At 53.7% G+C, this 21,717-nt stretch carries 17 protein-coding genes and 1 tRNA gene; 5 read left to right on the top strand and 13 right to left on the bottom strand.

The window, feature by feature from the left end; all coding sequences use genetic code 11:
* Positions 1-21: 21 nt before the first annotated feature.
* Entirely contained in the window at positions 22-900 is an 879-nt protein-coding gene (locus tag ACKI5T_RS03425) for a helix-turn-helix transcriptional regulator (protein ID WP_407435554.1), read from the bottom strand.
* A gap of 107 nt (positions 901-1,007) precedes the next feature.
* Between ACKI5T_RS03425 and ACKI5T_RS03430 the strand changes: the two genes are divergently transcribed.
* Positions 1,008-2,435, top strand: coding sequence for an MFS transporter (locus tag ACKI5T_RS03430; protein WP_407435556.1), 1,428 nt, complete (start codon positions 1,008-1,010; stop codon positions 2,433-2,435).
* 77 nt (positions 2,436-2,512) lie between these two features.
* The gene (locus ACKI5T_RS03435) at positions 2,513-3,757 is read left to right on the top strand and encodes a mechanosensitive ion channel family protein (protein ID WP_012016466.1); all 1,245 of its coding nucleotides are present in this window, start codon (positions 2,513-2,515) and stop codon (positions 3,755-3,757) included.
* Between the two features lie 3 nt (positions 3,758-3,760).
* Here ACKI5T_RS03435 and ACKI5T_RS03440 read toward each other — a convergent pair whose 3' ends face one another.
* From ACKI5T_RS03440 to ACKI5T_RS03480, 9 genes are all read right to left on the bottom strand, one after another.
* Entirely contained in the window at positions 3,761-4,738 is a 978-nt protein-coding gene (locus ACKI5T_RS03440; protein WP_407435558.1) for a LacI family DNA-binding transcriptional regulator, read from the bottom strand.
* A gap of 75 nt (positions 4,739-4,813) precedes the next feature.
* Positions 4,814-5,956 carry a Gfo/Idh/MocA family protein gene (locus ACKI5T_RS03445; RefSeq protein WP_407435560.1) on the bottom strand — a complete coding sequence of 381 codons (1,143 nt, stop codon included), beginning with the start codon at positions 5,954-5,956 and terminating at the stop codon, positions 4,814-4,816.
* Positions 5,949-6,974 (bottom strand): sugar phosphate isomerase/epimerase family protein, encoded by a 1,026-nt coding sequence (locus ACKI5T_RS03450; RefSeq protein WP_407435562.1) that lies wholly within the window; start codon positions 6,972-6,974, stop codon positions 5,949-5,951. The genes ACKI5T_RS03445 and ACKI5T_RS03450 overlap by 8 nt, the downstream gene beginning before the upstream one ends.
* A 15-nt stretch (positions 6,975-6,989) precedes the next feature.
* A complete protein-coding gene (locus ACKI5T_RS03455; RefSeq protein WP_202713776.1) occupies positions 6,990-8,228 on the bottom strand; it encodes an MFS transporter in 1,239 nt (412 codons plus the stop codon).
* 246 nt (positions 8,229-8,474) lie between these two features.
* Positions 8,475-9,863 carry a phenylalanine transporter gene (gene pheP, locus ACKI5T_RS03460; RefSeq protein ID WP_407435564.1) on the bottom strand — a complete coding sequence of 463 codons (1,389 nt, stop codon included), beginning with the start codon at positions 9,861-9,863 and terminating at the stop codon, positions 8,475-8,477.
* Positions 9,864-9,982: 119 nt separating this feature from the next.
* Positions 9,983-12,169 (bottom strand): TonB-dependent receptor, encoded by a 2,187-nt coding sequence (locus tag ACKI5T_RS03465; RefSeq protein ID WP_407435566.1) that lies wholly within the window; start codon positions 12,167-12,169, stop codon positions 9,983-9,985.
* A gap of 53 nt (positions 12,170-12,222) precedes the next feature.
* Positions 12,223-13,308 (bottom strand): YncE family protein, encoded by a 1,086-nt coding sequence (locus ACKI5T_RS03470; protein WP_407435568.1) that lies wholly within the window; start codon positions 13,306-13,308, stop codon positions 12,223-12,225.
* A 524-nt stretch (positions 13,309-13,832) separates the two neighbouring features.
* Complete coding sequence (gene yahO / locus ACKI5T_RS03475; protein WP_407435569.1) at positions 13,833-14,108, bottom strand: DUF1471 family periplasmic protein YahO; 276 nt, start codon at positions 14,106-14,108, stop codon at positions 13,833-13,835.
* Positions 14,109-14,311: 203 nt separating this feature from the next.
* Positions 14,312-14,388 (bottom strand) — tRNA-Arg (locus tag ACKI5T_RS03480).
* Between the two features lie 286 nt (positions 14,389-14,674).
* Here ACKI5T_RS03480 and ACKI5T_RS03485 point away from each other — a divergent pair.
* From ACKI5T_RS03485 to fimZ, 3 genes are all read left to right on the top strand, one after another.
* Positions 14,675-15,394, top strand: a complete 720-nt coding sequence (locus ACKI5T_RS03485) for an EAL domain-containing protein (protein WP_407435571.1) — start codon at positions 14,675-14,677, stop codon at positions 15,392-15,394.
* A 26-nt stretch (positions 15,395-15,420) separates the two neighbouring features.
* Positions 15,421-16,146: a helix-turn-helix transcriptional regulator gene (locus ACKI5T_RS03490; protein WP_407435573.1), complete on the top strand. Its 726-nt coding sequence runs from the start codon at positions 15,421-15,423 to the stop codon at positions 16,144-16,146.
* Between the two features lie 779 nt (positions 16,147-16,925).
* Entirely contained in the window at positions 16,926-17,558 is a 633-nt protein-coding gene (gene fimZ, locus ACKI5T_RS03495) for a fimbria biosynthesis transcriptional regulator FimZ (protein WP_012016397.1), read from the top strand.
* Positions 17,559-17,608: 50 nt separating this feature from the next.
* Here fimZ and sfmF read toward each other — a convergent pair whose 3' ends face one another.
* Genes sfmF through ACKI5T_RS03510 form a run of 3 tightly spaced genes read right to left on the bottom strand, consistent with a single transcriptional unit; the run spans position 17,609 to position 21,710 of the window.
* The gene (sfmF, locus tag ACKI5T_RS03500; RefSeq protein WP_407435575.1) at positions 17,609-18,133 is read right to left on the bottom strand and encodes a fimbria assembly protein; all 525 of its coding nucleotides are present in this window, start codon (positions 18,131-18,133) and stop codon (positions 17,609-17,611) included.
* Between the two features lie 9 nt (positions 18,134-18,142).
* Positions 18,143-19,150: a type 1 fimbria D-mannose specific adhesin FimH gene (gene fimH / locus ACKI5T_RS03505; protein ID WP_407435576.1), complete on the bottom strand. Its 1,008-nt coding sequence runs from the start codon at positions 19,148-19,150 to the stop codon at positions 18,143-18,145.
* A complete protein-coding gene (locus ACKI5T_RS03510) occupies positions 19,143-21,710 on the bottom strand; it encodes a fimbrial biogenesis usher protein (protein WP_407435578.1) in 2,568 nt (855 codons plus the stop codon). The genes fimH and ACKI5T_RS03510 overlap by 8 nt, the downstream gene beginning before the upstream one ends.
* Positions 21,711-21,717: the final 7 nt, after the last annotated feature.

The following is a 21,717-nucleotide window of genomic DNA, read 5'->3' on the forward strand; positions in this document are numbered from 1 at the left end:
ATTTTCCTAATTTTTATGCAGTTACTTGCGTACTACAGCCTGTTCCGCCAGCCACGCCAGCACTTTTTCCCCTTCATCATCGACGGGTAAATAGACCAGCAGCCGCGAGCCGTTGCGCGGCGCGGAATACCAGTACATCTGCTGCAAATGAAAATCGCCCAGCTGCGGATGGGTAAAGAGCTTCAGCTGATTTTCAACCCCACGCACGTCATAGCCCTGATGCCACAAGGCTTCGAACTCTTCTGAGACCGCAAAAAACCGTGCCAGCTTGGCTTCCCACAGCGGATCGCCGCGATGCTCCGCCATTGCCGCGCGGAAATAGGAGACAAAAATCGGCAGCGCGTCGGCGCGCTTGCCAAGTCGGCTGCGCCACGCGGGGTGAGTGAGAAAAAGGTAAATACAGTTGCGGTCTTCTTCGGGGATCGCGTTGAAATCCACGCCCATCAAATGACCAAAACTGTCATTCCACGCCACAATATCGAAATTCGGTTTCTGAATGCTGGCAGGTTTTGGCATCAACGTGTCGAGTAAACGCCGCGTGCCTTCGCTAATCCCTTCGCAGGGTACCTGCTGCGGTACTTCGCCCAGGGGCAATCCAGCCAGAACGAACAGATGACGCGTTTCGGTGGCGGTGCATTGCAGCGCTTTCGCGACCGCCAGCATAACCACGCTGGACGGGTTCACGTCCCTTCCCTGCTCAAGCCAGGTGTACCAGGTCACGCCGACATCGGCCATCATGGCGACCTCTTCACGGCGCAGGCCCGGCGTGCGTCGCCGTCCACTTCGCGGTAAACCCAGACGCTGCGGATCGAGACTTTCCCGGCGCGCACGTAAAAAAGCGCCGAGCTGCTTGCGGTTGTCATCCTGCAACGAAGATACCGGTTCGGTCATCAGCGTCATACAGCCCCCTGCGTGGTAGTGCCAGTACCAGTATAAGCAAGAACTGGTACCCGTTTTTAATTTCCCTGATGCTACGACCATCTGTTGAATGACGCAATGGAGTTACCATGAATACGTCTGTTGTTTCACCAGGCCGTGCAGGCCTGATATTGCTTTTAACGGGCCAGATGCTGCCGCTGATTGATACGTCGATCACCAACGTTGCGCTGGATTCCATCACGCAATCGCTGCATACCAGTCCGACGCAGCTCGAACTGATCGTCGCCCTGTACGGCGTCGCATTTGCAGTCTGTCTGGCGCTGGGTAGTAAATTGGGCGATAACTTTGGTCGTCGTCGGCTGTTTATGTGGGGCGTTGCGGCATTTGGCGTGGCGTCGTTATTGTGCGGGATAGCGGGAACCGTTGAGCAACTGCTGGCTGCGCGCGTATTACAGGGCGCAGGCGCGGCGCTGATCGTCCCGCAAATCCTCGCGACGCTCCACGTCACGCTGAAAGGCACGGCGCATGCCAAAGCGATCAGCCTGTTTGGCGGCATCGGCGGGATTGCCTTTATCGTCGGGCAGATGGGCGGCGGCTGGCTGGTGTCGGCGGATATCGCCGGGCTGGGCTGGCGGAACGCCTTTTTTATTAACGTGCCGATCTGCCTGGTGGTCCTGGCCTTGAGCCGTTACTACGTCCCGGAAACCCGCCGCGAAACGCCCTCGCGCATTGACTGGCCAGGCACCGCACTGCTGGCCGCTATCCTCTGCTGTCTGCTTTTTCCGATGGCGCTCGGCGCGGAGCTTCACTGGCCATGGTTCCTGCAACTGGCGCTGATTGCGGTGATCCCGCTTGGGCTGTGGATGCGCACCAGCGCGTTGCAAAAACAGCAGCGCGGCGAACATCCTCTGCTGCCCCCGCGTTTGCTCAAACTGACCAGCATTCGTTTTGGGATGCTCATTGCCCTGCTGTTTTTCAGCGCCTGGTCGGGATTTATGTTCTGCATGGCGCTCACGATGCAGTCCGGTCTGGGTATGGCACCGTGGCAATCAGGGAATAGCTTTATCGCACTGGGCGTGGCCTATTTTGTCTCGGCCTGGTATGCGCCAAAACTGATCGCCCGCCACAGCATGGGGCGCATTTTACTGACGGGTTTGACGATACAAATCGCAGGTTTACTGCTGTTAATGGCGACGTTCTGGCGCTTTGGGCAGGCCAATACCGCCTTAACGCTGGCGCCTGCTACCATCCTGATTGGCTATGGTCAGGCGCTGATCGTGAACAGCTTTTACCGAATTGGGATGCGCGACATCAGCAGCTGTGACGCGGGAGCCGGAAGCGCCATTCTGAGCACTTTGCAGCAGGCAACCTTGGGTCTTGGTCCCGCCGTACTCGGCACGTTGTTCCTGATGCTTGAGCGGCATAATGGCGGGCACTATCCGCAGGCGATGATCGGTTTTCTCGGCATTGAAGTGCTGATGATGCTGACGCTGGGCGGTGTTGCGTTGTGGTTGCGCCGCCAGTTGAATGCAGGCCCACTCCCCGCCGCCTCGTAAAATCCGGCATAACGCCTCCAGGTTGCATAATAAAAGCGCAACCTTCATGATAAAAAGGAATATATTCAGGAGACGTTATGCAGGAATTAATTGCTCAGGTTGAAGAACTGGGGATCGAAATTAACCACACCACTTCGCTGGTGATTATCTTTGGCATCATTTTACTGACTGCCGTGATTGTCCACCTTATATTGCATAAGGTGGTTTTGCGTCTGTTCGAAAAGCGCGCGCAGGCCAGTTCCCATTTATGGCTGCAAATCATTACGCAGAATAAATTATTTCACCGTCTGGCCTTCACTCTACAAGGGATTATCGTCAATATTCAGGCTGCGCTGTGGCTACAAAAAGGCAGTGAAGCCGCAGAAATAACCATGACCTGCGCCAAACTGTGGGTCATGGTTTATGCCCTACTGTCGTTCTTCTCTCTGTTGGATGTGATATTCAATTTTTCGCAAAAATTAGCGACGGCATCTCAGCTTCCGCTTAAAGGCATATTCCAGGGCGTCAAACTGGTCAGCGCCATTGTGGTCGGGATCCTGATCATTTCGCTGTTAATTGGCCAGTCTCCGGCCATTCTGATCAGCGGTTTAGGTGCTATGGCCGCCGTGCTGATGTTGGTCTTCAAAGACCCGATTCTTGGCCTTGTTGCCGGTATTCAGCTGTCTGCCAACGATATGCTCAAGCCCGGCGACTGGCTGGAAATGCCGAAATATGGCGCAGACGGGGCGGTCACGGATATCGGTCTGACCACCGTCAAAGTGCGCAACTGGGATAACACCATCAGCAATATTCCCACCTGGGCGCTGGTCTCTGATTCGTTTAAAAACTGGAGCGGCATGTCAGCATCGGGTGGACGGCGAATTAAGCGCAGCCTGAGTATTGATACCACCAGCATTCATTTTTTGGATGAGGACGAGCAGCAATGTCTGATTAAGGCAAAACTGCTCAAGCCTTATATGGCCGCACGCCACGAAGAAATTAATCTGTGGAATCAGGAAAATGGCGAAGGCGAATCGGTATTAAATCTGCGCAAGATGACCAATATCGGGACGTTCCGCGCTTACCTGAATGAATATCTGCGCAACCACCCGCGTATTCGCAAAGATATGACGCTGATGGTTCGTCAGTTAGCGCCGGACGCGAACGGTTTGCCGATTGAAATTTATGCGTTTACCAACACGGTGATCTGGGCGGAATATGAAACCATTCAGGCGGATATTTTCGATCATATCTATGCCGTGGTGGAAGAATTTGGCTTGAGAATACATCAGTCGCCTACCGGAAATGATATCCGTTCACTGGCGGACGCCTTCGCGAAATAAACCTCAGGTACTGGCGCGCGCCACATAGCGCCAGTCCAGCATCACTCGCTCGGTGGGCGCATCCGGATTATCGATTTTGTTGAGCAGCAGATCGACCGCTTTGCGTCCAATATCTTGCGACGGTTGCTCGATGGTGCTGAGCTGCGGAGAGACCATTTCTGCCAGTTCAGTGCCATCAAACCCCACAACGGCGATGTCCTGAGGAACGCGTAATCCCGCCTGTTCAATGGCACGCATCGCCCCCGCCGCCAGCGTGTCCGACACCGCAAACACGGCATCCGGCGGATTATCCGCCAGCAGCTTTTTCATCGCCGCCATGCCCGCGCTGGAGCTGAGATCGCTCGCGTACTCCACCACCTGATAATCCAGATTGCGCAGATGCACCACGCTTTTATAGCCGCGCTCGCGCAGACGTGCATATTTGTAGCTTAAATCATGGTTGATCAACGCAATGCGGCTTCTCCCGCTGTCCGCCAGCTGGCTGACAACGTGCTGCGACGCGTCCACATCGTTGATCCCCACGCAGGAAACGGTGCCTGAATCGGCGTATTCGGCGCACTGCACCCACGGCGCATTGCCGATTAGCGCGGAGAGTTCCGGAAGTTTTGAGAACGCGTCCATAGTGATAATGCCGTCAACGATTTTACCGGAGAGCAGGCTCAAGCCAGAGCGCGAACGTTCGATATTGGAACCGGAGTTGCACAGCAGAATGCGGTAGCCCTTTTTCTCGGCTTCGGCTTCAATGCCTTTCACCACTTCGGCACAGAACGGGTTGGCGATGTTCGAGACCATCACCAAAATCATGTAACTGCGTGATGTGCGGAGCTGACGCGCCAGTAAGTTCGGCTGATAGTTGCTCTCTTTAATTGCCTGCAAAACGCGCTCGCGGTTGTTCGCTTTGACCTTATCGCTGTTATTAAGCACACGCGAAACGGTAGCGACCGAGACACCGGCCAACTGGGCGATTTTCTGAATTGACATAACGAGGGCACATCCTGCGGTTAGCGTTTTACTCAGGCTAACATAAATTTGCTGCCCGGCGAACCGGGCAACAGGTCATCGCGCGACGCTGACCCAGCGCTGCTGCTGATGGCTTTTCACTATGGCATCAATGATATACATCACGTTCGCGCCATCATGGAAGGTCGCAAACAGCGGTTTTTCGGGCATCAAGCCTGTCTGCACCGCACGATAAAACTGCGCCAGCATGTTCTTAAACGCGTCCGGCCAACCTTCGATATGCCCGCCAGGGAAGTGGGCGCTGTCGGCGGCATCACGATTCATCAGGCCCGGATCGTCAGACAGCGTCTGGTTGGCCTGCGCGCGATGGCCAATCCAAAGCTGTTGCGGCACTTCCTGATCCCACGCAAGCGACTTTTCGCTGCCGTTGATTTCAAAGCTCAGGCGATTCTTACGCCCGGCGCTGACTTGCGAAACGCTAAAGCTGCCTTTGCTGCCATCATCGAAGCGGAACAGCACCGAGCCAAAATCTTCCGTGGTCACCGCTTTGTCCTCAAAAACCGCAGAATCGTCCTGGATGAACGTCTGGTTGCCCGCCACATTCGCCTTGCGCATCGGCCAGACGATAGACAGATCGGCCATTACCTCGACGATCCGTCGCCCGGTGACAAACTGCACCGTGTCGCACCAGTGCGAGCCAATATCGGCGACGGCACGGGACGCACCACCCAGCGCGGCGTCAACCCGCCAGTTGTAGTCGGTTTCGAGCAGCATCCAGTCCTGCAAATAGCTGCCGTGCGAAGCAAATAACCGCCCGATGCTACCCTCGCGCATCATGCTCTGCGCCTGGCGCACCATCGCAAACTGGCGGTAGACAAAGCTGACGCCGTGGACAACGCCCGCCTGCTCTGCTAATTCCACCAGCTCGCGCGCTTCATCTGGCGTCATGCACAGCGGTTTTTCCGAGAACACATGTTTGCCCGCCCATAGAATCTGGCGGTTGATTTGCGCATGCAGATGGTTTGGCGTGCAGTTATGCACGACGTGTAAATCCGGATGCGCGAGCAGTTCTTCTACGTTCCCGTAAGCGTGAGGAATATTCAGCGCCTGCGCCTTTTCCTGCGCTTGCTCGAGCGTGCCGTCGCACAGCGCGACGACCTGCACAAAACCGAGACGCCGCAGCGCCTCGATATGCGCCGGACCGATAAACCCGCTGCCGAGAATCCCGACGTTAATCATTCATCTCTCCTGCAGCAAAGTCGTCAAATGCCCGCGCCGACACCGGAATAATATGGCGGCGGATGAATTCACTGCCTTCGCTCGCGCCCGTCTCGCCGTCCTTCATGCAGCATTCCCACTCCAGCACCGCCCAGCCGTCAAAATCGTACTCGGTGAGCTTGCTGAAAATGCCTTTAAAATCGATCTGCCCGTCGCCCAGGGAGCGGAAGCGTCCGGCGCGGTTGAGCCACGGTTGATAGCCGCCGTACACGCCGCTGCGCCCGCTCGGGCGGTACTCCGCGTCTTTAACATGAAACGCTTTGATACGTGCATGGTAGATGTCGATAAAGGCCAGATAATCCATTTGCTGCAATAACATGTGGCTCGGATCGTAGAGAATATTGCAGCGCGGATGGTTATCAACCAGCGCGAGAAAGCGCTCAAACGTCACGCCGTCGTGCAGATCTTCGCCAGGATGCAGTTCAAAACAGAGATCCACGCCGTGCTCATCGAAGCAATCCAGAATCGGTCGCCAGCGATTCGCCAGCTCGCCAAACGCCTCGCGAAAACGCTGTTCGTTGTGCGGCGGCCACGGGTAGACAAATGGCCAGGCCAGCGATCCTGAGAACGTGGCGTGAGCCGTGAGACCCAGCTTCGCCGATGCCGCTGCCGCTTGCTTGAGTTTTCCTGTCGCCCACGCCTGACGCGCCGCATCGTTGCCACGCACCGCTGGCGGCGCAAAGTGATCAAACGCCTCGTTATACGCGGGATTGACCGCAATCAGTTGCCCTTCCAGATGCGTGGACAGTTCGCTGATCGCCAACCCGTATTCGGCCAGTTTGCCCACGATCTCATCGCAATAGGTCTGGCTTTCGGCTGCCTTTTCCAGATCAAAAATCTGCGGATGGTGACAGGGAATTTGCACCGCCTTGTAGCCTTTGCCAGCCGCCCACCCCGCCAGCCCGTCGAGCGAGTTAAACGGGGCTTGGTTTCCAATAAATTGCGTCAGGAAAATGCCCGGTCCCTTCATCGTTTTCATACCACCTCCAGAACATTACGCCTTGTCATCATCGTATTTGAACGCGACCAGGAAAATCAGGGCAATCACCGCCGCTGCAACCGCCGGGATCCACCAGAATGTAACCCACGCCTGCGGTACGGTCTGTCCCGCCACCAGGCTGTTATACAACGCGCCGGAAATCTGCGACCCGAGCAGCATGCCGATACCGTAAGTGAACATCACGATCATGCTCTGCGCCTGGCCTTTCACCTTTTCGCCCGCCACGCGGTCGGTGTAGATGAAGCCGACAACAAAGAAGAAGTCATAGCACACGCCGTGCAGCAGAATGCCGAGATACAGCAGGAAGCGCCCTTCTTCGCTGACGCCGAGCGCAAAGAAGGCGTAGCGCACAAACCACGCCAGCATGCCGATCAGCAGCATGTATTTCACGCCGAGACGGCGGAACAGCAGCGGGATCACCAGCATAAAGACAATTTCAGACATCTGCCCGAAGGACATCGCGGTACTGACATCCGCGATTCCAGCATCGGCCAGATACGACGCGGTGTAGGCGTAGTACGTGCCCAACGGAACGGAAATCAGCATTGCGCAAAGAGAGAAGATAAAGAAGTGACGGGTTTTGAGCAGTGCGAACGCGTCTGCACAGAACAGATCGCGAAGTTGTACCGGCAGACCTTTGGCAGGCGCTGGCGTGTGCGGCAACGTCAGACTGTAGAGCGCCAGCAGCACCGAACTTGCTGCCGCAACCTGGAAAATAGTCACGCTAGATGACACGCCCGTGACGCCAATAAACACACCCGCCACAATCCAGCCGATGGTGCCAAACACGCGCACCACCGGGAACGTCTTATCGACATTATTCAGGCTGTGGAAGGCGATGTTGTTCGTGAGCGCCAGCGTCGGCATGTAGCAGAGCGTATAGCCAAACAGCAGGCCGATCAGCAGCGCGCCATTTTCAGCCATCAGCGCGCCAGGGACGAACATTAAGATCGCCGCACCCGCCAGATGCATCACCGCCATCACCTTTTGCGACGGGAAGAAACGGTCAACCAGCATGCCGAGCACAAACGGCGAGAGAATCGAGGCAATTGGTCCGGCGGAAAACGCGTCGCCAATCAGCAAAGACATGTTGTGCTGCGTCATCACCAGACCCAGCGTGACGGACCAGCTACCCCAGATAAAAAATTGTAAAAACATCATCAGCGACAGACGCGGAACCAGCATTCGGTGCTGGACTATCGCCTTTCCACTACTTTCAGTTGTTGACACCATGATGAGCCTCACCCAGACAAAGTAATCGATTACAAAACAGTTCAAATCAAAAGTAATCGATTACAAAATAAAGATCCTGTGGATCAAAACGGAATTGAGAGGGGAGTCACGATAAAGGTTGGGTTGGAAGTGATTTAGGATTTTGTCGGCCCGGTAAGCGAAGCGCCACCGGGCGTGAAGGTGGTGGATGGTGCGGCCTGGTGCCCTCACCCCGGCCCTCTCCCACAGGAGAGGGGGAAAGGCGTGTTACTTTTTACGCGACAGCTTAAACGCCACGAACAGGAACACCACCCACACCGGCAGCAGCATCGCAGACAGACGCATATCATCCATGGTGCACATCAGCACCAGAATCATCGCCAGGAAGGCGATGCAAATGTAGTTACCGGCCGGATAAAGCAGCGCTTTGAACTGCGTCTCGCGCCCTTTGCGGCGCATCGCCGCGCGGAATCGCAGGTGCGCCAGACAGATCATGATCCAGTTCAGCAACAGCGTCGCGACAACCAGCGCCATCAGCAGGCCAAACGCCTCTTTTGGCAGCAAATAGTTGATCAGCACCACCAGCGACGTGATCCCACCGGAAAGCAGTAGCGAATTTACCGGCACGCCGCGACGGCTGACCCGGGTCAAGAACTTCGGTGCGTTGCCCTGAACGGACAGGCCAAACAGCATGCGGCTGTTGGAATAGACGCCGCTGTTATACACGGAAAGCGAGGCCACAAGAATGACGAAATTCAGCGCAGATGCCACCAGGTTGCTGTTCATATCGTGGAAGATCATCACGAACGGGCTGCTGTCAGATTTCACCTCGACCCACGGATAGAGCGCCAGTAATACCACCAGCGAACCGATATAAAACAGCAGGATGCGGTACACCACCTGATTGACCGCTTTCGGAATGCTTTTCTGCGGATCGCGCGCTTCAGCGGCTGTAATCCCGATAAGCTCCAGTCCGCCGAAGGAGAACATAATGACCGCCAGCGACATGATAAGCCCATTCCAGCCGGTCGCCAGGAAGCCGCCGTGTTTCCACAGGTTGTCGATGTTCGCGCGCTCGCCGCCGTGACCGGAGAACAGCAGCCACAGGCCAAAGCCGATCATGCCGATAATCGCCAGCACTTTTATCAGCGCAAACCAGAACTCGGTTTCACCGTACAGACGCACGTTAACCAGGTTGACGGCGTTGATGATAATGAAGAAGGCGGCGGCCCAAATCCAGGTTGGGACGTCCGGCAGCCAGTACTGCATATAGATGCCAGCAGCGGTGAGTTCCGCCATGCCCACCAGCACAAACATCACCCAGTAGTTCCAGCCAGACAGGAAACCGGCGAACGGCCCCCAGTATTTGTAGGCAAAGTGCGCAAATGAGCCCGAGACCGGCTCTTCAACGACCATTTCACCCAGTTGGCGCATGATCAGAAAAGCAATCACGCCCGCAATGCCGTAGCCCAACAGAACGGCAGGACCAGCCATTTGAATCGCTGGCCCAATGCCGAGAAACAGCCCGGTACCGATCGCGCCGCCGAGGGCAATTAATTGAATATGTCGATTTTGCAAACCACGTTGCAGCGTCGGTGTCTGTTCCGACGAGGCTTCAGATAAACCGTTTCCTGAAGCGGATGACGCGTTTTTCACGTCCTACCCCTGTGTATTTATAGAGAAGGGGCACCTTTTAACACTTCGTGTCAGCAGGAGCAAGTTATAGGGTTGATGAAGGGATGGGGCATCCGTGCCCCTGATAACGAGGGTAAAACTCAGAATTCGTAACCGACAGAAACCTTAAAGGTGCGCGCTTCGCTCTGGAACACGTAAGTGCCGGAGTCGTCAACGCTCGACCAGTAGTTTTCATCAGTGACGTTGTCGATACCCGCCCGCACGGTCATCTGATTCTGGTTTTGGTTCACCGCGAAGCGATAGCGCATGCCCAGATCCAGCGTGGTGTAGCTGTCTAACTTTTTGGTATTGGTGAGATTCGCATACTGTGAACCGGAGTGGTTGACGCGCGCCGTGGCGGTCAGACCGTCAATCGGTTTGATGTCATATTCTGCACCCACAACGGCATAGAAATTAGGCACGCCAACCGCATCGTTACCCTGGTTCAGGCCGTTGTTGGTTTTGGTCAGTTCCGCCTGTAGCCAGGTGGCGCTGGCGTTTAGACGCATGCCTAACATTGGTTCGCCGAATACATTCAGCTCCACGCCACGGTTACGTTGCTCGGCGTCAAGACCGTAATGCTGAGTCACGCTGTCGAGAATTGCCGAGGGCATTTTGATTTCGAACAGCGCCAGAGAGCCGCCCACACGACCAAAATCGGCCTTCACGCCCACTTCGTTCTGTTTTGAATGCACGATGCCGGTGCTCTGCCCGTAGTTGGTTGCAGCTTCTGGTGCGGTTTTACCCGGCTGCAGCGCTTCAGTGTGGTTAGCGTAGAGCGATAGCTCATTCCATGGCTTATAAACGACGCCGTAGGTCGGCATCCAGCGGCTGCCGTCAAAGCTATCAGCTTGATTTTCTGCGCCCGTCACTTTGTTATAGCCGCGAATCACCACTTTCTGATGACGTGCGCCCACGGTGAACAGCAGTTTGTCGTCCAGCACGCCGAGGGTGTCACTCAGCAGCCAGCCCTGAGTACGGGTGCGACCGCTGGTCAGCGGGTCACTGTAATTCCCGCCGCTACCGCCTAAGTTGGTGCTGTCAGGCTTGTCCACGCCGGTATTGTGATAGATGTTGGTGATCGGATTGTCCGCCGCTTTTGACATCTTCCACGCGATTTTTTCATTTTTGGTCTGCGCCGAATAGCCGACGTTGACTTTGTGCGAGACAAAACCGGTATCGAAGTTGCCGCGAATGCCCGCCATGCCGCTCACGCTGTCACTGATACGGTTGGTGTCCAGACGCGTTGCCGTGGCTTTGCCGCTTTTATCGATGAGCTTCGCGCCGCTGTACAACCCCTCTTCATGTGCATGCTGAGCGCCAAGGCCGGTGTAAGCCGTCCAGCTGTCGGTGATGTCGTATTCGCTGCGCCACATCCCGAATTCGTTTTCGATATTGCTGTAAGCCCATTTCTGGGAGTAGTTGCGATCGTTTTTCGGTGGCGTTGGCACGAAATCCACCGCGGAAATGTTGACGCCCGTTTCGCTGCCGTGGAAGGTTTTCTTCTGATAGCCCATGTCTACGGACGTACGGAAGTTGTCGCCTTTGTAATCCAGGCCGGTAGAGAGCAGCGTGGTGCGGCGGCGATCGTTCGCTACAGGCGCTTCGCCCTCGCGATGGACCAGGTTTACGCGCGCGCCAAACTGGTCGCTCTCGCCAAAGCGACGGCCCGCGTCCAGCGTCGTACCGATCTGCGAATCAGAGGTGTAATCCACGCCGATTTTCGCCTGCGGCGTGTCGCCCGCGTGTTTTGGTTCGAGGTTGATCATCCCGCCGACGCCAGAGCTTGCAGCGCCGTTCATCAGGGCGTTAGCCCCTTTGAAAATTTCAATTCGGTCAACCATTTGTGCGTCAACCACCTGACGAGGCAGAACGCCGGACAGCCCGCCAAAGGTCATGTCATCACCGTCGAATTTCAGGCCGCGAATACGGAAACTTTCCGCACTATTGCCGTAGCCCTGAACGGACTGTACGCCCGCATCGTTCGCAACCACATCAGCGATGGTTTTCGCCTGCTGATCGTCAACCAGTTTTGAGGTGTAGCTGATAATGTTAAATGGCACATCCATGGCACTTTGCTGACCCAGCATCCCCATGCGTCCACCGTTTGCGACCTGCCCGTCAAGGAAAGCCGGCACCAGCCGATCGCCGCCCGGTTTGAAATCGCTCGCTGGGGCAGCCTGGACCACGAGGGTGTCTTCTTTTGGGGTTTCCGCGGCAGAAGCGGAGTGCATAGCCGCGCCGATAGCGAGCGCCAGCAGCGTTTTATTCATGGTGGTGTTGTTCATATTTAACTCGTTCAAGTACGCGCAAAATGGCCCGTTTCCGGGCCTGGTTATTTTTATTTCAAAGCGATTCTGACGACGCTGTCCGGACCGTTAGTGGAGTGATCTTTATTGAATGCCTGCTTAACGGTGACATACAGGGTCTGCCCGTCTTCCGACAGCAACAGGCTGTTTGGATTAGGCGGCAGATCCCAGCGCTGTTTTACCGCATAGGTGGTGGCGTCCAGACTCAGCAGTTTTCCGCTTTCGCGCTGGGTAATGTAGATCTCGTTGCGTTTGGCGTTGAATTTCACCGCCATCGAGTCGCCCACATCCAGTTGTTTGAGAACTTTTCCGGTGTGAATATCCAGCACCAGCGTGGTTTTGGCTTTGGAGTTATCGGTTACGAACAGACGGCCTGTCGCGGTGTCCTCTGCCATATTCAGCAGCAGTGCGGGCTTGTCGCCCAGTGGTTTCCAGCGTTTTTCAATACGGTTGGTGCGTGGATTGACCGTCAGGATCTCACCGCCACCGTTGGCTACGTAAATGCGCTGCGTCTGCTCAGACCACAGCAAACCCGTGACCCACTGGCCGGCATTTTTGATGGTTTTTTTCAGCTTCAGCGTGTTGGCATCCACCACCCAGACGACCGCCGGATCGCCGACACCGCCGATATACAGTACGTCGCCTTGAAGCAGAACCTGACGCGCGCCGTACGGATAACCTTCTTTGTTACGCTCGGTAAACAGCAGGCGGTTTTTCACTTTGCCGTCAGCGGTATTGATCGCCGTAATGCCGCCATCCAGTGAATTGGTCGCATAAAGAGTTTGACCGTCTGGCGAGATCGCCAGCGCGAAATTTTTTAGATCGGTATGGCTGCGGCCGATGGTTTTCAGCGTAGTCGGATCGAGTTTATAGACAACGCCGCCCTGCACCTCCTTGAAGCCCTCAGAGCTGGCGACATACAGCGCGTCGCCTTTCGGGCTGAGCACCATTTCGTATAAGCCGTCGGCCAGTTCGCGTGTCACCACACCCGTCTCTGCCGGTGCGGTGACGGCGGTTTTCGCTTCAGCCGAAGGGGCGGGTTTTACTGCGTGCTGCGCGGCGCAACCGGAAAGAGAGGCAGCAACAAGCAGTGCCAGCGCGGACAATTTTTTGGTCATCAGGAACATCCTTTACCATTCAGAAAGTGAACTCAGGCGGGAAACTGCGTCGCATGCGGCTTGGCGATTTTGGTTATATTGACAGGCTGTTAAGCCAGTGCAGATTCCACTGTTAATACTCAGTGTTCCGTGTGAGATCTGCGCTCACTGTTGATGCGGGAAGAGTCCGTCTGCGCCCACAAACACTAAAGAGAATGAGAACTATACTCATTATCTTTGTGTGATCAAGTGTAAATAGGGGAAACAAACGGAAAAAGTGCGGGTTAAAGAGAAGCTAACGCCCCTCTTATCCTTTTATACAAAAACAGGAGATGCAGGAATATTCTTCCCCGACGGTTCAAGAGTTGAAGTGCGCGCAGGCTGGTTTGCGCTTTAAACATAAAATCTAAAAATCAAATAATGAGAATATTAACAAAAAAAATTAAACGACTTTAAAGCAGTTTTGAAGGGATACACAATTGTATAAAGGCTGGCAGCGAGGGGATTTGAAGCCACCCCAGCAAATGGGGTGGCTGTAAAAACGGTTACTTCTTCTTGTAGATATCGGCCGTGCCGTGAATTTTGTTTTCGGTATTGCCAGAGGTTAATACCAGCACATCAGCGCCTTTCTCATCGGCTTTTTTGATGAGTTCTTCTTTAGCATCAGCAATCGCAGTCTCGCCAGAGGTCGACACAGAACCAATCTGTTCATACTGGGACTCAACTTTTTTGAAGTCTTCACGCGTGAGCAGCTCAGCAGCAAATGCATTCGTGGTGAAGAGAATCGCAGTTCCCAGCAAAAGGGCAGTCGTCTTTTTCATAACCTAATTCCTTGTGATTAATAAGAAACAACATCATCCTCACGATGAACAGCAAGGTTTAATCAGCATGGTAGAGAAATGACAGAAATGCCATTAAGGTTAGCCAAATCGTTTATAGCAAAACGTTAGAAGCTATATCCTGCGGGAATCGTTTTTTGAATACGAGTGGATTTTGAGCGTGTTTTGGACTGGCAGAAAACAGATGGTACGCCCTGTAGGATTCGAACCTACGACCTACGGCTTAGAAGGCCGTTGCTCTATCCAACTGAGCTAAGGGCGCACGGATAGCGTGCACTTGCGGGGTGAAGCGCGTGGAATTATACGGCCAATGACAAGTGAGTCAATGCCTTTTAGCGCAATCGCCTGCCTTCTCAACAGCATCTCTCACATCCACTGTAAATACGTCTAATTTTTCAACATTCCGTCGATTTTCCTGGCATTTCATGTCACTACGAAAAGGCTTAAGCCTCTTTAAGTAACGCCTGGTATTTTCTTAAACGGATGACCCGCACACTAGCCTGCGGTAATCCGGCGCCTGGGAGCCCGGAAGATAACAGGACAGTGCAGTGACCGCGTTTGCCTCCTCCCCATTTGCAGCCCCCTCGACGAACAAATTCGCCAAACTGCGCAGCGTGTCGCGAGAAATTATTGGCATCAAATTAGAACCCATTGTCGCCCTTTCATCATCACGCATCGTCGGCATGGAGTTGTTGAGCGTTCTCGCTTCGCCTGAGAAAAGTGAACAATTTTTCCAGCATCAGTCAGCTAATCAGTCCCTTATGTTGCTTGAAACGCAACTCGCAGCCTTAAAAAACACGCCCTATAGCCGCAACCTTTTCATTAATCTACCGATAACCGTATTTGTCGAGCCAGAATATTTCGTCCGGATTCTGCCGTTGCTGGCCTACGGACAAAATATTGAGATAGTTGACCCCCACTCATTCCTGCTTCTTTCAGTTGAATCAAGGGCGTGCGTGACCCAACGCCTGCAGACCCTCGCCAATCGCGGTTGCCGCATCTGGCTTGACGACGTAAACGACAGTCTGATCCGCTCCTTTTTACACTGCCGTTTACCTTTAAGCGGTATCAAGATCGATAAACTTGTGTTCTGGCACCAAAGGGGAACGCCTGCGTTGGCACACCTGGTAAGTCGCTGCGCGCAGGTCGCCAGCAATGTGCTTATAGAAGGTATCGAATCACATTGGGATCGGGAGTGCGCACTGCAAGCAGGAGCGGGATTCGGTCAGGGATATTACTGGCCCTCCGTGGGCTGGTCTGAAGAGTAAAAGGACATTAGCCTGAGAGAGAATCTATGCGCATGACAGTACGCCGCTATCGGCGTCGTCGCAAAGGAAGCGATGCGCTGGGATTCTCGTTTTCACATTCCAGCCCCCCTTTTTTTGATCGCCTCGTGTCGCTGAGTCAGTCCATCAATCAGACACGTAAAACGGAGACTCCCTTTATTATTCTGGTTACACGCGATAATTTTCTGCACACGGGTTTACAGCATGGGCCTTCGCCATTGAGTCACTGCTGCGGTTTTGACGCGCTAGAGCCCGCATTTCATGCCCTGAAAAATTGGCCTACGGCAAGACTGGTGGTTGATGTTGAGGGCCGATCGTCGCCTCTTCTGGAATTGCTCGATGCTTTACGACGATTAATTCTTTATCCCCCTTTTATACCCATCAGCTTGCTGGTTCGCGCAGACGATTACGATACCCGTCTTTTTTGTAAAACGACCGGCCCTTTTGAGGTGCTTGAGCGCCAGGTTTCAGCCCCAGTTTTACATCAGGCCTTGATGGCCACCAACCCACTGACTACAAACCGTAACCACTGGTTTTCACGCGAAGAGTGGACCATCCTGCAGTTTTTATCCCAGGGGCAGTCACTGAGGCATATCGCTCTCCAGCGCCAGCGCCCCTATAGCCGCATCGTTTATCGCCTTGGGCGTATTCTGGATAAATTGGGCCTACATCATCGTCAGGAATTGCTGCATCTTCTCCATCGGCTGTCCGATCCCCCTTCTTTAAGCCCTTAATTCCTAAAGGGGTTTAGGAAATGACTTACGATAATTATTAAAAACATATTTTGATTTAACATTTTATTAATGATTACAACTATTCCTAATCCTCCCTCTTCCGCCACGTTTAACACTACTCCGTCTGAGAAAAGCAGGTATTTCATCCAAAAGTTAGCTCTTCATAAAATGTGTTACTGCGGTGCTCGGGATGTAAAAACCTGACTATTGAAGGTGTTACAAATAAGCCCATAGACGTCAGACAGTTGATTCTGCTGTCAGCCCTGATGATGATCCTGAAGAGAGTGAATAGCTTTCAAATGAAGCTTTAATGCGGGGAGAGGCACCGAATCCGACTCAAAGAGTGGCGAGTAAGTCTACGCATCGAAACCCTGAAAAAGAAACATAATATTAACATTGAGTCATTTGTATTATTTTTTGCAATTACATAAATATCATCACCCGCCTTCACTTCGACAATTGGTTATTTAGCCTGAATTTAAAATGAACGATTTCGCTCTTCAGAAGATTATATTAAGCAAGGAGCCTCAGATAATTTACAGGGTTTTCGGAGAAAACTTACAAGGTATAATAAGCTTGTTCCGGAGCAAAATAAGAAATAGCACTACCTGGCTGTTAAATCTCAATTCAACCATCACGTTGAGGAAATGTTTCATTACAACATAACAAGGATGCTTTCGCTCTTTCCAGGGAAATACCCCGTATAAGGATCTGCAAAATTATCCTTCCGGCTTACCCGCGCTTTTTTTATTGCGTGTTAACCACCTGAGGCATAAAAAATGAAACCTGCATCCATTATCATCATGGACGAACACCCTATCGTCAGAATGTCGATAGAGGTTCTGTTAGAGAAAAATAAAAACATCGCGGTAAAACTCAAATCCGGCGACAGCCATGAAGTGCTCGATTACATTCGAAATTACCCTATTGATCTGGTGATCCTCGACATTGAGATGACGGGCTCAGATGGATTTACTTTACTAAAAAGAATCAAGAACTTAAATGAAAGCATAAAAGTTCTTTTTCTCTCATCCAAATCAGAATCCTTTTACGCCGGGCGCGCGATGCGTGCAGGGGCAAACGGCTTTGTGAGCAAAAGAAAAGATTTAAGCGATATCTATAACGCCGTTGAGATGTTGCTCTCGGGATATTCCTTCTTTCCCTATGAAACGCTGAGCTTTATAAATCATCACGGCTCGCACAAAGGGGCGTTAAATGATATGCCATTATCAAACAGGGAGGTGACCGTTTTACGTTTTCTGGCGAATGGATTGTCAAACAAAGAAATTGCAGAGCAATTATTACTTAGCAACAAAACAATTAGCGCGCACAAGTCAAATATTTACACGAAATTAGGCGTGCAGACAATTGTTGAGCTTATTGATTATGCTAAAGCTCACGAGCTGCTCTAAAATAAAGGTACTCCCGCCGCGCAGTCGCGTTTCAGGGAGTACCGTTCGGCTCAATAATAATTAATCATAAATGTCGCATCCGCGTCAGCACGACCTGGCTGAGGATTATTTGCGGTAGCGATGTAATTGGCATAAAACGCCAGAACCGCATTTCCCTGCGCATCCACAACGACCTCCTGACTCGCCTGCTGAAGTGGCAAACGCATTTTATCCTGATCCCGAATCTCTACGGCGACATTGCTCGCCTGACTGGCGTCATTGAGCGCAAGCAGCTGAGGATCATGCGTATCGACCTTTCCCGTAAACGTGATCGAGGCAGCTCCCGGAGGGCAGCCGGTCAATTTTAGCGTAAAGGGCATCGCTTGCGTCCTGCTGCCCGTGGTGCTCAATTGCTTTGTCGGCCAGGTACCGAGCGTCACCGATTTGTTACTGTCGTTGCCTTCCGCCACGCAGGTGAAATCGACAATGTTCCCGTACAGTTCGATATTGATTTCACCCAGCGGCGTTGCCGCCAGCGATCCCTGCATCGGGGTAACGAACAGGGCCATTACCACGATTAACATCGTCTTGCGCATCGTTCCCCCTCAGTCGTAATCCACACGCAGATATCCGCGTGAACGAAAGCGCCCTTCACCTGGTTTTTTGCCTGTGATGCTCACCGGCCACGCGCTAATCTCCACCACCGCCGAGGCGTTATCATCCAGACGGAAAGGAATTTTGCTGGTGAGGCTATTCGGCGTGAGCGGCGTACCGCTTGCTGTTGCCACAATAAAACCTAAATCAGGGTTGTCAGAAATCAACGCGTTGCCAGACACTTTTTCCGCTTCAACGCGCATTGTGAGATACGCGTTTGCCTCCACGTTGGTGCACTTAATAGCGATGGTTTGCGTTTTGGGGTTCACATTTTGGGGGCGATTCCCCGCACCGGCCTGGCTAAACAGTGACGCCCCGATATCACCAAAATCGAACTCGACGACTTTACCGGCGTTAATCGCGCAGCTTTGCGGCACCTGAATCGTGCCGCTGTAGCTGATGGTGTAAACCGGCGTCGTCAGCGGATCGGAGGATGTTGTCGTGACGTAAACGCGAAACATTGTCTGGCGCGGGATCTCGACCATGTTGATAAACCGCCGCGTCACTTTGAGGCGAAACACCAGTTTTGAATCCTGAACGCCAAAAGGCTTATTTTTTGAGACGTTAGGGTGATTACCCATCTGAATAAAACGCTGCGGAGGATAAAAAACGCCCGCGTAGCTGTCGGTAATCTTCATCGCGCCATCGAGATAATCATTGAGCTTCAGGTAATTATAGCTGTCGATGGTGCTGGTAATGGGAAAATCGGTGACGTAACTGCGCTTGGTCGTATTGCCCGACGTCCCTTTCGGGCATACCGCATTCACACCCACCCACTGTGATTTTTCTGCCAGCGTGACGATCTGCCCAATCTGATTATTCGAGCTGTTAAATTTATCCGTTAAGTCATAGTACACATCGGTCGGGACACCGTTTTCGTTGACACAGACGGTCGCCAACGCCTGCGTCGCGGGCATTAGCGCCAGCAGTGCCGCGGCCAAACAGCGGGTCTTAATCACAGCGAATCTCCTTAAGCGTGATGGCCTGTTGCAGGCTCTCTTCCGGCAGGGTGTAAGGCGCGCGGCATTGCGCGTTGGAACCATTACCCCACTGAATTAATAACGTCCCCGCCAGCGGTAAACCGCTCAGGTAAATTTGTCCGTCATCACCCACCATGCTGGTCACGCCGCTCTGGGTTTCGCGTACCACCGCCCCAAACGGCACGGGCTGATTGCCGCGCATGACGGTCAGGAGCGCACGCACGCCGATGCGCGCGTCAAAACTGGCACGCACCAGCGCACCTTTGGTGGGGACGACGCTGCTGACGTTATTTTCAATATCGGTATTGGTATTCATGCTGTTGGTGTCCAGTGCAACGCGGTTATAGCGATAGACCGTGGCGTAAGGCATCACCGCATAACCACGCCAGTCAGTTTTAACCCCGGTCTGGTTTTCGACGTTCACGCCCGACGCGCCTGGCGCTTTGATCAACACGTTGGTGTCGCCAAGAGGCTGACTGAACGTCACGCCGTCCGAGTGGCCCACCACGCCGCCAGACATCTGCCAGTTAAGATCGTGCTGCTCGCGCGAATAGTTGTAACCCGCGCCAAACGTGCCGTAGGCCGCCTGCCAGTTGGCACTGGCGCTACCGCTTCCGCCGTTATTGCTGGTGTGGCCCTGAGTCACGCTGTAGGTGAGGTTTCTGTCCTCAAGAAGCGTGCCGCTGATCCCCGTTTGCCAGCTGCTGTCGCCTTCGCTGTTCCGGCTGGCGGAGGCAGTTGCGTAGGCGCGATCGAAAGCGCTGTCGCGGCGATAGCCGTGGCGGGTAAACAGGCTGAACGGAACGGAAACGTTGAACGAGGCAATTTTATCCGTACCTCCCATGCCCACCGCCTGGTTCCATGACCACGAGACTGAATAGCTCACCCCTTTCACACCACCTGCGTATCCCAGCTGATACCAGACGCTGGAATCGCTGGTTCCCCAGTACGTTTGCTCACTGCCCGAGACGTAAACTGAACCGTAATCCCCCAACGATTGAGAGATGTTGAGCTGAAATCGTCCTTTTTTATTCCACGTCAGATTGTGATAGCTCTGCACATCCGCGACGCCGTTGTCGTCTTTAGTGTCGCTGTACTGATAGCCTTCCATTGATTTCCACGCCACGTCATCGAGCGTGTAAAACCCTTTTGTCGAGTAGCGATAGCCCAGCAGCTGGAAGTTGGTGCCAAAATCGTTCAACGATTTTGCATAAAGGAAACGCAAGGATTGGCCTTCGTGACGGCTGTCATCGGCCAGTTGACTGCGAGCATGGGTTAAATCGACCGAAACGGCGCCCCAGTCGCCGAGATTTTTCCCCGCGCCCATCGCCAGCGCGGTGTAACGAGATGCCAGCTGCGTGCCGCCATACAGCGTATAGCCATTGGCCAGGCCCGTAATCAGCGTGCCCTGGGTGAAAAATGGCGTCTCCTGATCGCGGTTGCCGCTGCGGTAGTCGCCGGCGACCAGATCGTATTTCACGCGCCCTTCACGCTGTAATAACGGCACGGTGGAATACGGAACGGTATAGCGCTGCGGATTACCGTCTTTCTCTTCCACCGTTACGTCGAGATCGCCGCTCGATGATGTCGGGTTCAGATCGCTGATGGCAAACGCCCCCGGCTGCACGTAGCTTTGATAAATCACGTAGCCGTTTTGACGTATCACCACTTTTGCAGGCGTTCTGGCGATGCCGCGCACGGTTGGGGCGTAGCCCTGCATGCTGTCCGGGTACATGCTGTCCGACGAAAAGAGCCGTAAACCACGGAATCCCATACTGTCGAAAACATCATTGCCACTGTTGCTGTCGCCTAAGACCAGCTCGCTTTTGAGCGGAATGACCGTACGTTCAGCCGACGTGCTGATGTTTTGCCACTCGCGATGGCTATTTCCGTTGCTTTGCGTGGCGCGCCACGCCCCGGTGTTTCGCACACGCCAGGCCCCGTAGTTCAGGCCAGTTTGCAGATTCAGGTAGTAGCTGTTGTCATCGTCATTCCCCTTGTTTCCGCTAAAGCTGTAGTTCAGCAAAATCGCCGGAATGCCCTCGTCCCACTGTTCAGGAGGAATATAGCCGCGTGCGCTGTTGTGCATCGCCACCTGCGGCAAACTGATGTTGAGACGCAGAGAGGCAAAGTTGAATCCGATTTCGCTGCCAGGGATGGCCGTCGCCAGGGGAATACAGGTGTCGTCTGCCACCTGGGTCAGTTCAGGAAATGCGCTGATATTCACGCCCAAGCGGTCAAGCATCGCGCGGGTGATACAGGGTGAAAGCCCGCCCGCTACGGGAGCCGTGCTTTTTTCGTCCGTCTCAAAACGTACATCCTGCGTGCCGATAAATTCCTCGTTACGCCAGATATCCACGCGGTAAATGCCCGGTGCCTGTTGATGCCCTTGCTCAAAGCGTGACAAATCCGCCACACCGGCAGTGTCATCGGATAAAAAACCCGGGTTGAAATAGCTTTCGTTCCATCCCGTTTGTGGAAAGAGGAACGCCGCCAACGCCAGTGCACACGGGCAGTAACGCCATCGTGGAATATTCATCGCCCTG

It is taken from the genome of Lelliottia sp. (genome assembly GCF_045627565.1).
Lineage (GTDB): Bacteria > Pseudomonadota > Gammaproteobacteria > Enterobacterales > Enterobacteriaceae > Enterobacter.

Excerpts from the sequence above, each read along its gene's own strand:
- ACKI5T_RS03425 (WP_407435554.1), bottom strand. The coding sequence starts at position 900 with ATGACGCTGATGACCGAACCGGTATCTTCGTTGCAGGATGACAACCGC.
- ACKI5T_RS03430 (WP_407435556.1), top strand. The coding sequence starts at position 1,008 with ATGAATACGTCTGTTGTTTCACCAGGCCGTGCAGGCCTGATATTGCTT.
- ACKI5T_RS03435 (WP_012016466.1), top strand. The coding sequence starts at position 2,513 with ATGCAGGAATTAATTGCTCAGGTTGAAGAACTGGGGATCGAAATTAAC.
- ACKI5T_RS03440 (WP_407435558.1), bottom strand. The coding sequence starts at position 4,738 with ATGTCAATTCAGAAAATCGCCCAGTTGGCCGGTGTCTCGGTCGCTACC.
- ACKI5T_RS03445 (WP_407435560.1), bottom strand. The coding sequence starts at position 5,956 with ATGATTAACGTCGGGATTCTCGGCAGCGGGTTTATCGGTCCGGCGCAT.
- ACKI5T_RS03450 (WP_407435562.1), bottom strand. The coding sequence starts at position 6,974 with ATGAAAACGATGAAGGGACCGGGCATTTTCCTGACGCAATTTATTGGA.
- ACKI5T_RS03455 (WP_202713776.1), bottom strand. The coding sequence starts at position 8,228 with ATGGTGTCAACAACTGAAAGTAGTGGAAAGGCGATAGTCCAGCACCGA.
- ACKI5T_RS03465 (WP_407435566.1), bottom strand. The coding sequence starts at position 12,169 with ATGAACAACACCACCATGAATAAAACGCTGCTGGCGCTCGCTATCGGC.
- ACKI5T_RS03470 (WP_407435568.1), bottom strand. The coding sequence starts at position 13,308 with ATGACCAAAAAATTGTCCGCGCTGGCACTGCTTGTTGCTGCCTCTCTT.
- yahO (WP_407435569.1), bottom strand. The coding sequence starts at position 14,108 with ATGAAAAAGACGACTGCCCTTTTGCTGGGAACTGCGATTCTCTTCACC.
- ACKI5T_RS03490 (WP_407435573.1), top strand. The coding sequence starts at position 15,421 with ATGCGCATGACAGTACGCCGCTATCGGCGTCGTCGCAAAGGAAGCGAT.
- fimZ (WP_012016397.1), top strand. The coding sequence starts at position 16,926 with ATGAAACCTGCATCCATTATCATCATGGACGAACACCCTATCGTCAGA.
- sfmF (WP_407435575.1), bottom strand. The coding sequence starts at position 18,133 with ATGCGCAAGACGATGTTAATCGTGGTAATGGCCCTGTTCGTTACCCCG.
- ACKI5T_RS03510 (WP_407435578.1), bottom strand. The coding sequence starts at position 21,710 with ATGAATATTCCACGATGGCGTTACTGCCCGTGTGCACTGGCGTTGGCG.